We start from the raw sequence: 12,087 nt of genomic DNA, 5'->3' as shown, positions 1-12,087 counted from the left end.
GGATAAATGCCGTCAATTGCTCATGCGGGCTTGGCTTTCAGCCATTCGAGGACACGAAGCCGCAGGGCCGAAGACAGATTTGCCCCGGCGGGCCGGTTTTCGTCGATTTCAGCGATCAGGGCCGCCAAGGGCATTGACCGCTCGGTTGCCATGGCTCTCAGTTCGTCAAGGAACGCATCCTCTACCGAAAAGCTCGTCCGGTGGCCATGGAGGGTGATCGAGCGCTTACGGATCACCGGTGCCCCGCACTGCGTTCCACGGCTTCGCATATTGATTCCGCAAAGCCTGGCAAGCCGCTGATTGCGAATCTCTTTCGGGGGTGTTCATTCGCCTTTTGTGTCTTCCAGGCGGCCTTGTTCGTGCGTCTTGCTGGCCTTTTCGTTCAGGCTGCGGGTCAGGCTCTTTTCCGCCTTGGTCCGGCCGAATGAAATGCGGTTCTGTTCCGCTGTCGCATCCTTTTCGGTGCGCGCCTTGGCTTTGCGGAACTGGCGAAGATTGACGATATCAGCGACCACGATCGAGCATCCCCTGGAATCAGTCGGCCGGGACATTATCCCGGCCGATCTTGATGAACCTGATTTACTGCTTCTTGCGGAAGGCATCGAGCGAGACGACCGAGCCCTCCTTCTTTTCTTCGCCTTCCTTCGGCTCGCCGCCTTCTTCGGTGCGGGCCGCAGCGTCGACCGGGTAGGCGGTGATCTCGGCACTTTCGCCCTCTTCGTCCTCGTCTGCCAGAGGAACATCAAATTCGAGTTCGAAATTCACCGACGGATCATAGAAGCCGCGGATGGCATTGAACGGGATCACCAGCTTTTCCGGGGTATCGGAGAAGGACAGGCCGATTTCGAACAGGCTGTCCGTTACCTTCAGTTCCCAGAACTGGTGCTGGATGACGATCGTCATCTGCTCGGCATATTTTGTCTTCAGGTGCTGCGAAATGCGCACGCCCGGAGCGCCGGTCAGGAAGGTGATGAAGAAATGGTGGTCACCCGGAAGGCGTCCTGCTGCCGCGACCTCGGTCAAAACCTTGCGGATAACACTGCGCAATGCGTCCTGGGCCAGAATGTCGTAGCGAATGTGGTCTTGCCCCATGAGATCCTGTCTTTCCTTATCATGCCGGTTTCAGTCGGCTGTATGCCACGGCGAGGGATTGCAGAAAAGCCCTGACGCACGAGTCTGATGCGGTGAGAATACATCATTTTAGAAAGATGGGGTAGCCGGGGAAGGTAAGGTGAAGGCTTCTGTTGCCAGGTGCCTTCGGACCCCGCCTCAAGGGGCTAACCTAGAGGACTTGGTTCGGATTTCCCGCACCGCCATTAGGCAGCGAGAGCATAACCCTTAGCGTTGTTGTCATTTGCAACTACACTTGTGACCCGATAACGGCGGTATCATGCCGAGCAAAAGTTCGATCTTTACGCCCTTGTCGATCCTATTTCGCCCCCATCAAAAGCCGGTCATGCCCAATCTTTCGGGAGACCGACCGGTTTTTGGTGGAGGCGCCGGGTACCGCCCCCGGGTCCAATAGGTTTATTACACCGACCGTTTATTGCCATAGATGGCCCGAAAGCCAACGAAACTGATATAGGTGTTTCAGTGGCCAATGAAAAGGGGTGTTGGCACGGCTAAGCCAAAAGACTTTGACGGCGACGAGCCGCGCAACCTGTTGATGGCCGCGCCCTTCGCTCAAGGGTGGCTTGGTTTGGCCGGCGGCTGACACTAGAATGCAGTCAAACAGAATCGGCGGCCCGACCCATGAAGCAGTATCACGACCTTCTTCGCCATGTGCTCGACACGGGAACCGACCGCGGTGACCGGACGGGAACCGGTACGCGGTCTATTTTCGGCTATCAGATGCGCTACGACCTGTCTCAGGGATTTCCGGTCACGACGACGAAGAAGCTGCATCTGAAGTCGATCATCCATGAACTTCTGTGGTTCCTCAAAGGCGAGACCAACGTCGCGTATCTGCGCGAGAACGGCGTGACCATCTGGGACGAATGGGCCGACGAAGACGGCAATCTCGGCCCGGTCTATGGCGCGCAGTGGCGGTCCTGGCCGGATGGCAAGGATGGTCATATCGACCAGATCGAAAAGCTGATCGAAAGCATCAAGACCAATCCGAATTCGCGCCGCCATATCGTCTCGGCCTGGAACCCGGCGGAAGTGGACGAGATGGCTTTGCCGCCGTGCCACTGCCTGTTCCAATTCTACGTGGCGGATGGCAAGTTGTCTTGCCAGCTCTACCAGCGTTCGGCCGACATCTTTCTCGGCGTGCCGTTCAATATCGCTTCCTATGCGTTGCTGACGATGATGGTGGCCCAGGTCACCGGGCTGAAGCTTGGCGATTTCGTCCACACGCTTGGCGATGCCCATCTCTATGCGAACCATTTCGAGCAGGCGCATCTGCAGTTGTCGCGCACGCCGAAGGCATTGCCGACCATGCGGATCAATCCGGACGTGAAGGACCTGTTTTCCTTCAGGTTTGAAGACTTTACGCTGGTTGGCTACGACGCTGATTCAAGTATCAAGGCGCCGATTGCCGTCTAGGCGCTGCGCAGAAGCCGAGCAAGGATTTTGGCGATGGCCAGCATTGATATCGTCATCATCGTGGCCGTGTCGCGCAATGGCGTGATTGGTCGCGATGGCGATATGCCGTGGAAACTCTCGACCGATCTGAAGCGGTTCAAGGCGCTCAGCATGGGCAAGCCGCTGATCATGGGCCGCAAGACGTTTGAGTCTGTTGGCTCGAAGCCCTTGCCCGGACGTCCGCATGTTATCGTCAGCCGCAACAGCCGGATCGAGATGCCGGGCGTCGAGACGGTCGCTAGTCTTGATGCGGCTCTCTCCAGAGCGCGGGCGCTGGCGGAGGCTTCGGGCGTGAATGAGGTCTGTGTCGTCGGTGGCGGCGAGATCTACCGCCAGGCGCTGCCATATGCAGACATCTTGTATGTCACTCATGTCGAGACAGAGATCGACGGCGATACGCACTTTCCCGAAATCGACCCGGCTGTGTTCGAACAGATCGAGGAAACCGTCATTCCGGCGGGCGAAAAAGACAATTACGCCACCCGCTACGCGATATACCGTCGCAGGCGCGCCTGATAACGTAATATTTCCCCTGTCTTTGAAAGAAGTTGACCGGTTTGCGTTGAAAGCCGGTGGGCTGATACCTATAACCATGTCAGTCATTTGCGCGCTTGCCTTCCGGGGTGTCCGCGAGGGGCTTGGGAGCGATTTTACAACAAAAGAGGTATGAATGCCCTGGAGCAATCAGAACGGCGGCGGCGGCGGTCCATGGGGCGGCGGCGGTGGCGGCGGCGGAAATAATCAGGGCCCCTGGGGGCAGGGGCCGAACCGGCCACGTGGTGGCGGTGGCGGCAACAACACGCCCCCCGATCTGGAGGATCTGATCCGTCGCGGACAGGATCGTCTGAAGAGCGTGGTCCCGGGTGGGTTCAACGGTGGCGTGGTGGCAATCCTTGCCCTCGTCCTCGTGGCCTTCTGGCTGATCCAGGCCGTCTACACCGTGCAGCCGGACGAGCGCGGCGTCGAGCTGCGCTTCGGCAAGCCGACGGAAGACATCTCGATGCCTGGCCTGCATTTCCATTTCTGGCCGTTTGAGACGGTCGAGATCGTCAAGGTCACCGAGCAGCAACAGAATATCGGCGGTCGCGCCAATTCCAGCAATGCAAGCGCTGGTCTGATGCTGACGGGCGACCAGAACATCGTCAACGTTCAGTTCTCGGTTTTGTTCACGGTTTCGGACCCGAAGGCCTATCTCTTCAATCTCGAAAACCCGGCGCAGACATTGCAGCAGGTGGCCGAGAGCGCGATGCGTGAAGTCGTCGGGCGTCGTCCGGCGCAGGACATCTTCCGTGATGCGCGTCAGGACATCGCAGCTGGTGTGAAGGCGATCATTCAGGGCACAATGGATTCCTATGGAGCCGGCATCTCCATCAATGCCGTGGCGATCGAAGATGCGGCACCGCCGCGCGAAGTGGCCGACGCGTTCGACGAAGTGCAGCGCGCCGAGCAGGACGAAGACCGTTTCGTCGAGGAAGCCAATAAATATTCCAACACCCAGCTCGGTCAGGCTCGAGGCCAGGCTGCGCAGATCCGCGAAGAGGCGGCAGCCTACAAGGACCGTGTCGTCAAGGAAGCCGATGGTGAGGCCAAGCGCTTCGTCTCGATCTATGACGAATACAGCAAGGCGCCTGACGTGACCCGCCAGCGTATCTATCTGGAAACCATGGAGCAGGTTCTGAAGAACTCGAACAAGGTCATCATCGACGAAAAGCAGGGTGTCGTTCCCTATCTGCCGCTGAACGAAATCACACGGCAGACGCAGGGAGGCAACTAAGATGTCCAATCGTTTGGCTGCAATCCTGATCGGTCTGGCCGTGTTGCTGGTGCTGATCTATTCGTCCGTCTTCGTCGTCAACGAACGCCAGCAGGCGGTGGTTGTCCGCTTCGGTCAGATCCAGGACGTCTACAGCGAGCCTGGCCTGTACTTCAAACTGCCGTTCGCCTTTGCCGATGCCGACCGGGTCCAGTATGTCGAAGACCAGGCGCTGCGTTTCGACCTCGACAACATTCGTGTCCAGGTTTCCGGCGGCAAGTTCTACGAAGTCGATGCTTTCGTGGTCTACAACATCACCGATCCGCGTCGTTTCCGCGAAACGGTGTCCGGTGACCGGGAATCGGCGGAAGCCCGCCTTCGGACGCGTCTCGATGCATCGCTGCGCCGTGTCTACGGTCAGCGCAGCTTCGAAGCCGCCCTGTCGGACGAACGCTCCTCGATGATGCAGGAAATCCGCAGCGACCTGAAGGCTGATGCGGAAACCCTTGGCGTCACCATTTCCGATGTCCGTATCCGTCGCACCGACCTGACGCAGGAAGTGTCGCAACAGACCTTCGACCGCATGAAGGCCGAGCGTCTTGCCGAGGCTGAACTGATCCGTGCCCGTGGTAACGAAGAAGGCCAGCGCCGCCGCGCGATCGCCGACCGTCAGGTTGTTGAATTGCAGGCGGAAGCGCAGCGCGATTCGGAAATCCTTCGCGGTGAGGGCGATGCGGAGCGCAACCGGCTGTTTGCCGATGCCTTCTCGCGTGACCCGGCATTCTTCGAGTTCTATCGTTCGATGCGGGCCTATACGGCGTCATTGAGCGACAAGAGCACAACGATGGTTCTGTCGCCGGATTCGGATTTCTTCCGCTTCTTCAACAGTGGCGTGGGGACCGGCCAGACGTCGGGTGCAGCACCGGTGCCGGCTCCTGCCGGAAACTAAACCGCCATGGCAGACCTTTTGACAGGTATTGCCTTGTTTCTGATAATCGAGGGGCTGGTCTACGCACTGGCCCCTCGTTTTATTGTGCGCATGGCACAATTGCTGCCAGGCATTCCCGAAGAGCATCTGCGTCTCTCGGGACTTGTCGCGATCATTTTCGGAGTAGGGATCGTGTGGTTCTTGCGTGGATGACAAGATCTGGTCGCAAGTCTGCGCTAGGGGATTTCCGGCAAATGTGATTTCCCCTTCTGCCAATCCGCCTTATGGTCCGAGAGCAGGACCGAAACCGACAATGAGGAAGCCCATGACCACGAACGCCCGCACCTTGCGAACGATCCTGCCGGCCTTCCTGATTGGCAGCGCGGCTGTGCTGGGAACCATCAGTGCGCCGCGGCAGAGTTTTGCGCAGGGACCGGAATCTGTCGCGGACCTTGCCAGCGGACTGCTTGGCGCCGTGGTCAATATCTCGACATCCCAGAGCGTCAAGGAAGAGGGCAACGGCCCGTTGCCGCAGGTGCCGGAAGGCTCTCCGTTCCAGGAACTGTTCGAGGACTTCTACAAGAATCGAGAGGGTGGCGACAGCAACAGCAAAGTCAATTCGCTGGGGTCTGGCTTCGTCATCGATCCGACCGGCTTCATCGTCACCAACAATCATGTCATCGAGAATGCCGATGATATCGAGGTTATCTTTTCCGACGGTTCCAAGCTCAAGGCCAAGCTGATCGGTACCGACACCAAGACCGACCTGTCGCTTCTCAAGGTCGAGCCGCCGCAGCCGCTGACCTCGGTCAAGTTCGGCGATTCGCGCAAGATGCGGATCGGCGACTGGGTCATGGCGATCGGCAACCCGTTCGGTCTTGGCGGATCCGTTACCGTCGGAATCATTTCGGCGAGCGGCCGCAATATCAATGCCGGGCCGTATGACAATTTCATCCAGACCGATGCGGCGATCAACAAAGGCAATTCCGGCGGTCCGCTGTTCAACATGAGCGGTGAGGTGATCGGTATCAACACGGCGATCATCTCGCCGAGCGGCGGCTCGATCGGTATCGGGTTTGCCGTGCCGACGGAGCTCGCCGCCAATATCGTCAGCCAGTTGAAGGAGTTCGGCGAAACCCGCCGCGGTTGGCTCGGCGTGCGCATCCAGCCGGTTTCCGACGAGGTGGCCGAAAGCCTGAAGATCGGCCGGGCACGGGGCGCGATGATCAGCGGCATCGTCGAGGGCGGTCCGGTGGAAAAAGGGCCGATCGCGGTCGGCGACATCATCGTCAAATTCGACGGCAAGGTGATCAGCGAGACCCGGGACCTGACCCGGATCGTGGCAGAAAGCGCGATCGGCACGCCGCTCGATGTCGTCATCCTGAGGGATGGCAAGGAGCAGACCATCAAGGTCACGCTCGGACGTCTGGAAGATGACGAGGTTGCCAGCAACGAGACCGAAGACGGACAGCAGAGCGTCGCGCCGGAGGACGAGGATCAGGCGACACCGGATGACGGGACGCCCGATGGCGAGAACCCGTCTTCCGACGGTCAGGCGCCGGATGATGAGACGCCAGATAACGGGCAAACCGGTGAGCAGGACCAGACGGCGCCTGCCGAGCAGAAATCGGCAGCACCCGTGACCGAAGGGCTGATCGGTGTCGAGATTGCCGTGCTGGATGACGCCGCTCGCAAGACCTACGGTATTGCCGAGAGTGTCGAGGGCGTGGTGATCACGCGCATCCTGCCTGGCTCAAAGGCCGAGGATAAGGGTCTGAAGGCCGGCGACGTCATTGTCGAGGTGGCGCAGGAGTTCATGAAGACCCCTCAGCAGGTGGCGGAAAAGCTGACCAGCATCAAAGGCGAGGGGCGTCGTAGCGGCTATCTGATGATTGCCGACAAGGAGGGCAATCTGCGGCTGGTCGCTGTGCCTCTGGAATAGCGGATCAGGCCGACAGACGGATCTGCTCGCCGTTTCCTGCCGCCAGATAGGCCTCGAACATTTCGATCGGCATGGGCCGACCGACGAGATATCCCTGTATTTCGGTGCAGCCGAGCTGTTTCAGCATTTCGAACTGGCCCGCCGATTCAATACCTTCGGCGGCCACCGACATGCGCAGTTGCTTGGCCAGATCGATGACGGAACTGACGATGGCACGGCTGTCGGCATTGCTTTCGAGGTCGGAAATGAAAGACTGATCGATCTTCAACTTGTCGAAACGATAGTGGCGGAGATAGCTCAATGATGAGAACCCTGTGCCGAAATCGTCCAGGGCAATACGCAGGCCAAGGTTTCTCAGCGCTTTCAGAGTTCCCTCGATTCCAGGCGTGGCGTCCATCAGCAGACTTTCGGTCATCTCCAGTTCAAGCCGTGCCGGTATCATCGCGTTTTGGCTGAGAGCATTTTCGATCATCGGCAGCAGGCCAGGGCTGAGAAACTGGCGGGGCGAGAGATTGACCGCGACACGGACATGCTCCGGCCAATCGGCTGCAAGTTTGCAGGCCTGGTTCATTACCCAGGCGCCGATGCCCGTGATGAGGCCTGTCTCCTCGGCAATGGGGATGAATTCGGCGGGGCTGATTGGACCCAGTGTCGTATGGTGCCACCGCAAGAGCGCCTCGGCGCAGACGACCTTTCCGCTGTCTGCACTGACGAGAGGCTGGAAGTTCAACGTCAGCGTATCGTTTGTCAGCGCCAGACGGAGTTCGTGCTCGATCTGATTGCGCCTGCGCGCCGAAGCATCAAGCGTGGTGTCGAAGAAATGGAAGCGGTTGCGTCCGTCGGACTTTGCCCGGTAGAGCGCGAGATCGGCATTGCGCAGCAACTGGTCTGCCTCGATACCATCGATGGGAGCACAGGCAATGCCGATGCTGACGCCGATCTGGACCGTGCCTGACGTTAGAGAGAAGGGTTTCCGCAGTCGCTCGACAATGCGCGCAGCGAGGACAGCAGAACATTGAGGCCCTTCCGCAGACATGTGAAGAATGGCGAACTCATCCCCGCCGAGGCGCGCAAGGGTGTCGGTCTCGTCGCACAGCGAATGCAGCATGCGGGCGACTTCCCGGAGCAGTTCATCGCCGCCGCCATGGCCGTGGGTGTCGTTGACCTGCTTGAAGCGGTCGAGGTCGAGGAGCAGGACGGAAAAGGGGTCGCCGAAGCGCTCGTGGCGGGCGATCGCGCGGGCCAGATCCTCACTGAGCAACACGCGGTTGCCGGTATCGGTCAGCGGATCATGGCGTGCGAGGTGTTCGATACGCAGGCGCGCCTCCCGGTTGGCCGTGACATCGCGCCCAACACCACGATAGCCGAGAAATGTACCAGATGCATCGAAGATGGCCTTGGCGGTCAGCGACCAAATCGCCAGTTCACCTGCCTGTTCGACGCAGATATCCACATCGCGAAACGATTGTGTCAGGTACAGGCGACGGTGAAATTCCTCCCGCATTTCCGTACCGTCGATCGCCTTGCTGCCGACCTTTGCGAAAGGAAGGGCTTCAAAGATAGGCTTGCCCAAAATAAAGTTCTCGGGAACCTGCAATTGCTCGCAAAAGCGGGGTGAGGCGCGTTCAATCCGGAGGTCTGCATCGGTGCCCCAGAGCCAGTCGGCAGCATTTTCCTCGAAATCGTTCAGCAGAAGATTGATCACATCGCGCTGTTCAAGCGCTGCCATCTTTGCCCGGACACGTTCGGTCAGGCTTTGGCACAGAGCCAGAGACGCGCGGACAATGATGGCCGAATAGATGATGAACAGGCCGAAAAGGTAGAGGCCTATCATGTCCGGGGTGAGCAGCAGCGAGATCGCCGCTCCCAGGCCCATCATAGTGCAAAAGGCAATGGCGGCGGCAGGGATCGTGGCAAGGGCAAAGCCGCCGCCGGCAGTCATGCCGACGGTCAGCGCTATAACGACCTGCTTCTGGCTGTCGGTGGCATCCGCGAAGCTGACAATGTCAATCATGGCCCAGAGGCCGCTCAAAAGCGCGGCATAGATCGTCGCGTTGCGCGTGCCGCGAATGCTGGCATATGTGCGAGCGGCTTTCTCGCGCCCACGCCACCAACTGACGCTGGTGTGAAAGGCAATTGCTATGAGCAGGGCGCATATGATGGTGATCAGCAGGCTGGAGGGGTGGTCCGAGAAAACGATGATGGTCAGCACGGCATTGCCGAGATTGGCAGCCATCATCCAGGGGGTGTTGTTCCAGACCGTTGCCAGCCGGACGGCCCTGATCCTGCTGATTTCCTGCTCGCAGCTACCCTGTTCTCCAAGGCGCAGGAAAGCGTTGGTCAGATTCGAGGTTCGCGCAAATAGGCTGGAGCGTCGTGGTTTGTGCATGCATCTTGATATATGCGAAACAACTTAATCTTGAATAAATCGCAAATGTCAGATTGTCAGCTTTGATATATTTATGCCGAATGCTTGCGTTCAGGTGACGAGATTTGCTGTCTGCTGGTACAGCACGTGGCGCTTTAGTTGAGGATGGCTGTCTGGCACTCTGGGATGATCGAACGCGCCATTTTCGACGGCCGTCATGCCAATGCGGCGCATGACGGCGATAGAGCGGGAATTTCCTTCAACTGCGAAGGAAAATATCTGAGCCAACCCCCTGTTGTGGAATCCATAATGGGCAAGCGCCCTGGCCGCTTCGGTCACGTATCCGTTGCCCCAGAAGCGGGTGGCAAGCCGCCAGCCGATCTCGACGGCATCGTCCGGCAGGATACCGGGGAGGCCCGCTGGAGACAGGCCACAAAAGCCCATGGCTTCGTCCGTTTCCTTGTCTGCAATGGCATAGAAGCCGAGACCGGTCTCGGCAATCATCGAAGCGACCTTGTCCATCAAGGCGTCAGCCTCTTCGCGGCTGCGCCGAAAGGGGAAGAACTCCATTACCTTCGGATCACGGTTGATCTCGCGGAACAGGTCGCGGTCCATGTCGCGCCAGTTGCGCAGATAAAGCCTTGTGGTTTCCAGGACGATCATGGCTCTTCCTGCCGGATCAGGCCGTGACGAAATCCGTCTTTCGGTAACCCTGCAGGTAGAGAAGCGCGGTCAGGTCGCCGTGGTCAATGCGGATCTTCGCCTGAGCGGCGACGGTCGGCTTCGCATGCAAGGCGACACCGGATCCAGCGATGCCGAGCATGCCGAGGTCGTTTGCCCCGTCGCCGACGGCAAGGGTGTCTTCAGGCCGAATTCCGAGTTTGTCCGCGATTTCGATAAGCGAATCGACTTTGGCTTGCTTGCCGAGGATCGGTTCTGCAACCTCGCCGGTGAGCAGTCCGCCGTTCTCCAGCAGGATATTGGCGCGGTTTTCGTCAAAGCCCAGCGTGGCGGCGATCTTCGAGGTGAAGACGGTGAAACCGCCGGACACCAGAGCCGTGTAGTAGCCTTTCGCCTTCATCGTTGCGATCAGTTCCAGTCCGCCGGGTGTCAGCGTGATACGCTTGGCGATCACTTCATCGACGACGGAAATCGGCAGCCCCTTGAGCAGGGCGACGCGCTCGCGAAGTGCTGGTTCGAAAGCGATCTCACCGTTCATCGCGCGGGCGGTGATCTCAGATACCTTGTCTTTCAGGCCGACTTCTGCTGCCAGTTCGTCGATGCATTCCTGGCCGATCATGGTCGAATCCATGTCGGCGATCAGGAATTGCTTGCGTCTGGTGTCCGCGTCCTGGACGACGACATCGATCGGCAAGCCGGCGATAGCGTCACGCAGCCGGCTTTCGGCAACCGAGGCGTCGGTACCGTCCTTCAGCGCGATATCGCAGGCGATGCCACCGGCGAGCCAGTATAGGCCGGAGGCTGAAACAGCGGCCGCGGCCGCTTCTCCCAATGCCTGGGTGAGAACGGGATTTGACGGATTGGCAACAAGCGTGGCAACCAAGGCCATGATGGAAGATCCTAGACAAGACATCGACGCGATCCTGATAACCGGGCCGACCGCCAGCGGCAAGTCCGCTCTCGCTCTTGAACTGGCGCGTCGCCATGACGGTGTCGTGATCAATGCCGACAGCATGCAGGTCTATGATACTTTGCGCGTGGTGACGGCGCGGCCGAGCGAGGCCGAGATGGAGGGTATTCCGCACCTGCTTTACGGCCATGTCGCGGCGTCAACCCGCTATTCGACCGGCGACTGGCTGCGCGAGATTGGGGTCGTTCTCGGGGAGTTGACGTCCAGAGGCCGGATGCCGGTGATCATCGGCGGCACGGGGCTCTATTTCAAATCTCTGACCGGTGGATTGTCGGATATGCCGGCTATTCCAGCAGCAATCCGTGAGGCCCTGCGCCAGCGGGCTGTCGATGAGGGGGCGGAGGTGCTTCATGCCGAACTTTCAGGCCGCGACCCGGTGGTGGCGGAGAAGCTGCGAGCACAGGATGGACAGCGGATCGTCCGGGCGCTTGAAGTGCTGGAAGCGACCGGGCGGTCGATATCGAGTTTTCAGGGCGAGGCGGGTCCGATGATTGTCGATCCGGCGCGGGCGGAAAAATTCGTGGTTCTGCCCGATCGGGCCGTGTTGCACGAACGGATCAATCGTCGGTTTTCGATGATGATGGATCAGGGCGCCATCGAGGAGGTGCAGGCCTTGCTTACCCAGGACCTTTTACCGGAGATGCCGGCGATGAAGGCGATCGGCGTGAGCCAGATCGCCGATATGCTGGCGGGCAGGATCAGTCGGGAGGAGGCGATCGAACGCGCCTCGGCGGCTACGCGGCAATATGCCAAACGGCAAATGACCTGGTTCCGCAACCAGATGGACGACAGCTGGTCGAGGATCGATCCGGCGCAACGATCGCCCGTTTAAACTGCCATAACCGCTTCACTTCAGGCG

Annotated in this window: 13 protein-coding genes and 1 other RNA gene; 7 read left to right on the top strand and 7 right to left on the bottom strand. The window is 59.4% G+C overall.

The window, feature by feature from the left end; genetic code table 11:
* Positions 1 to 20: 20 nt before the first annotated feature.
* From GVK95_RS07865 to ssrA, 4 genes are all read right to left on the bottom strand, one after another.
* A complete protein-coding gene (locus tag GVK95_RS07865; protein ID WP_159948614.1) occupies positions 21 to 236 on the bottom strand; it encodes a ribbon-helix-helix domain-containing protein in 216 nt (71 codons plus the stop codon).
* 87 nt (positions 237 to 323) lie between these two features.
* Entirely contained in the window at positions 324 to 515 is a 192-nt protein-coding gene (locus GVK95_RS07860; protein ID WP_159948272.1) for a DUF4169 family protein, read from the bottom strand.
* A gap of 64 nt (positions 516 to 579) precedes the next feature.
* Positions 580 to 1,092: an SspB family protein gene (locus GVK95_RS07855; protein WP_007599004.1), complete on the bottom strand. Its 513-nt coding sequence runs from the start codon at positions 1,090 to 1,092 to the stop codon at positions 580 to 582.
* Positions 1,093 to 1,230: 138 nt separating this feature from the next.
* Positions 1,231 to 1,611, bottom strand: a transfer-messenger RNA (tmRNA) gene (gene ssrA / locus GVK95_RS07850).
* A gap of 141 nt (positions 1,612 to 1,752) precedes the next feature.
* Between ssrA and GVK95_RS07845 the strand changes: the two genes are divergently transcribed.
* The 6 genes from GVK95_RS07845 to GVK95_RS07820 all read left to right on the top strand — a co-directional run bounded on the left by GVK95_RS07845 (position 1,753) and on the right by GVK95_RS07820 (position 7,209).
* On the top strand, positions 1,753 to 2,547 hold the full coding sequence (locus GVK95_RS07845) for a thymidylate synthase (RefSeq protein ID WP_159948270.1): 795 nt from the start codon (positions 1,753 to 1,755) through the stop codon (positions 2,545 to 2,547).
* 33 nt (positions 2,548 to 2,580) lie between these two features.
* Positions 2,581 to 3,102 carry a dihydrofolate reductase gene (locus GVK95_RS07840; RefSeq protein WP_159948268.1) on the top strand — a complete coding sequence of 174 codons (522 nt, stop codon included), beginning with the start codon at positions 2,581 to 2,583 and terminating at the stop codon, positions 3,100 to 3,102.
* A gap of 154 nt (positions 3,103 to 3,256) precedes the next feature.
* Positions 3,257 to 4,360, top strand: coding sequence for an FtsH protease activity modulator HflK (hflK, locus tag GVK95_RS07835; RefSeq protein WP_159948266.1), 1,104 nt, complete (start codon positions 3,257 to 3,259; stop codon positions 4,358 to 4,360).
* Position 4,361: 1 nt separating this feature from the next.
* The gene (locus GVK95_RS07830; RefSeq protein WP_159948264.1) at positions 4,362 to 5,288 is read left to right on the top strand and encodes a protease modulator HflC; all 927 of its coding nucleotides are present in this window, start codon (positions 4,362 to 4,364) and stop codon (positions 5,286 to 5,288) included.
* 6 nt (positions 5,289 to 5,294) lie between these two features.
* A complete protein-coding gene (locus GVK95_RS07825; RefSeq protein WP_007598994.1) occupies positions 5,295 to 5,480 on the top strand; it encodes a DUF2065 domain-containing protein in 186 nt (61 codons plus the stop codon).
* A 112-nt stretch (positions 5,481 to 5,592) separates the two neighbouring features.
* On the top strand, positions 5,593 to 7,209 hold the full coding sequence (locus GVK95_RS07820; RefSeq protein WP_159948261.1) for a Do family serine endopeptidase: 1,617 nt from the start codon (positions 5,593 to 5,595) through the stop codon (positions 7,207 to 7,209).
* A gap of 4 nt (positions 7,210 to 7,213) precedes the next feature.
* On the opposite strand, the gene GVK95_RS07815 is transcribed toward GVK95_RS07820, so the two are convergent.
* The 3 genes from GVK95_RS07815 to serB form a co-directional block, all read right to left on the bottom strand.
* Positions 7,214 to 9,598: an EAL domain-containing protein gene (locus GVK95_RS07815; RefSeq protein ID WP_159948259.1), complete on the bottom strand. Its 2,385-nt coding sequence runs from the start codon at positions 9,596 to 9,598 to the stop codon at positions 7,214 to 7,216.
* 90 nt (positions 9,599 to 9,688) lie between these two features.
* Positions 9,689 to 10,240: a GNAT family N-acetyltransferase gene (locus GVK95_RS07810; RefSeq protein ID WP_159948257.1), complete on the bottom strand. Its 552-nt coding sequence runs from the start codon at positions 10,238 to 10,240 to the stop codon at positions 9,689 to 9,691.
* Positions 10,241 to 10,256: 16 nt separating this feature from the next.
* On the bottom strand, positions 10,257 to 11,147 hold the full coding sequence (serB, locus tag GVK95_RS07805; RefSeq protein WP_159948255.1) for a phosphoserine phosphatase SerB: 891 nt from the start codon (positions 11,145 to 11,147) through the stop codon (positions 10,257 to 10,259).
* On the opposite strand from serB, the gene miaA reads away from it, so the two are divergent.
* On the top strand, positions 11,146 to 12,060 hold the full coding sequence (gene miaA, locus GVK95_RS07800; RefSeq protein WP_200844247.1) for a tRNA (adenosine(37)-N6)-dimethylallyltransferase MiaA: 915 nt from the start codon (positions 11,146 to 11,148) through the stop codon (positions 12,058 to 12,060). The genes serB and miaA overlap by 2 nt on opposite strands.
* The last annotated feature ends 27 nt before the right edge of the window (positions 12,061 to 12,087 follow it).

Source organism: Rhizobium sp. 18065, from assembly GCF_902706095.1.
Classification (GTDB): Bacteria; Pseudomonadota; Alphaproteobacteria; order Rhizobiales; family Rhizobiaceae; genus Allorhizobium.
Note: the sequence above shows the minus strand (reverse complement) of the source record. Positions and strands in the feature narration are given on the sequence as shown.

Coding starts and splice junctions, on each gene's coding strand:
- GVK95_RS07855 (WP_007599004.1), bottom strand. CDS start 1,092: ATGGGGCAAGACCACATTCGCTACGACATTCTGGCCCAGGACGCATTG.
- GVK95_RS07845 (WP_159948270.1), top strand. CDS start 1,753: ATGAAGCAGTATCACGACCTTCTTCGCCATGTGCTCGACACGGGAACC.
- GVK95_RS07840 (WP_159948268.1), top strand. CDS start 2,581: ATGGCCAGCATTGATATCGTCATCATCGTGGCCGTGTCGCGCAATGGC.
- hflK (WP_159948266.1), top strand. CDS start 3,257: ATGCCCTGGAGCAATCAGAACGGCGGCGGCGGCGGTCCATGGGGCGGC.
- GVK95_RS07830 (WP_159948264.1), top strand. CDS start 4,362: ATGTCCAATCGTTTGGCTGCAATCCTGATCGGTCTGGCCGTGTTGCTG.
- GVK95_RS07825 (WP_007598994.1), top strand. CDS start 5,295: ATGGCAGACCTTTTGACAGGTATTGCCTTGTTTCTGATAATCGAGGGG.
- GVK95_RS07820 (WP_159948261.1), top strand. CDS start 5,593: ATGACCACGAACGCCCGCACCTTGCGAACGATCCTGCCGGCCTTCCTG.
- GVK95_RS07815 (WP_159948259.1), bottom strand. CDS start 9,598: ATGCACAAACCACGACGCTCCAGCCTATTTGCGCGAACCTCGAATCTG.
- GVK95_RS07810 (WP_159948257.1), bottom strand. CDS start 10,240: ATGATCGTCCTGGAAACCACAAGGCTTTATCTGCGCAACTGGCGCGAC.
- miaA (WP_200844247.1), top strand. CDS start 11,146: ATGATGGAAGATCCTAGACAAGACATCGACGCGATCCTGATAACCGGG.
- serB (WP_159948255.1), bottom strand. CDS start 11,147: ATGGCCTTGGTTGCCACGCTTGTTGCCAATCCGTCAAATCCCGTTCTC.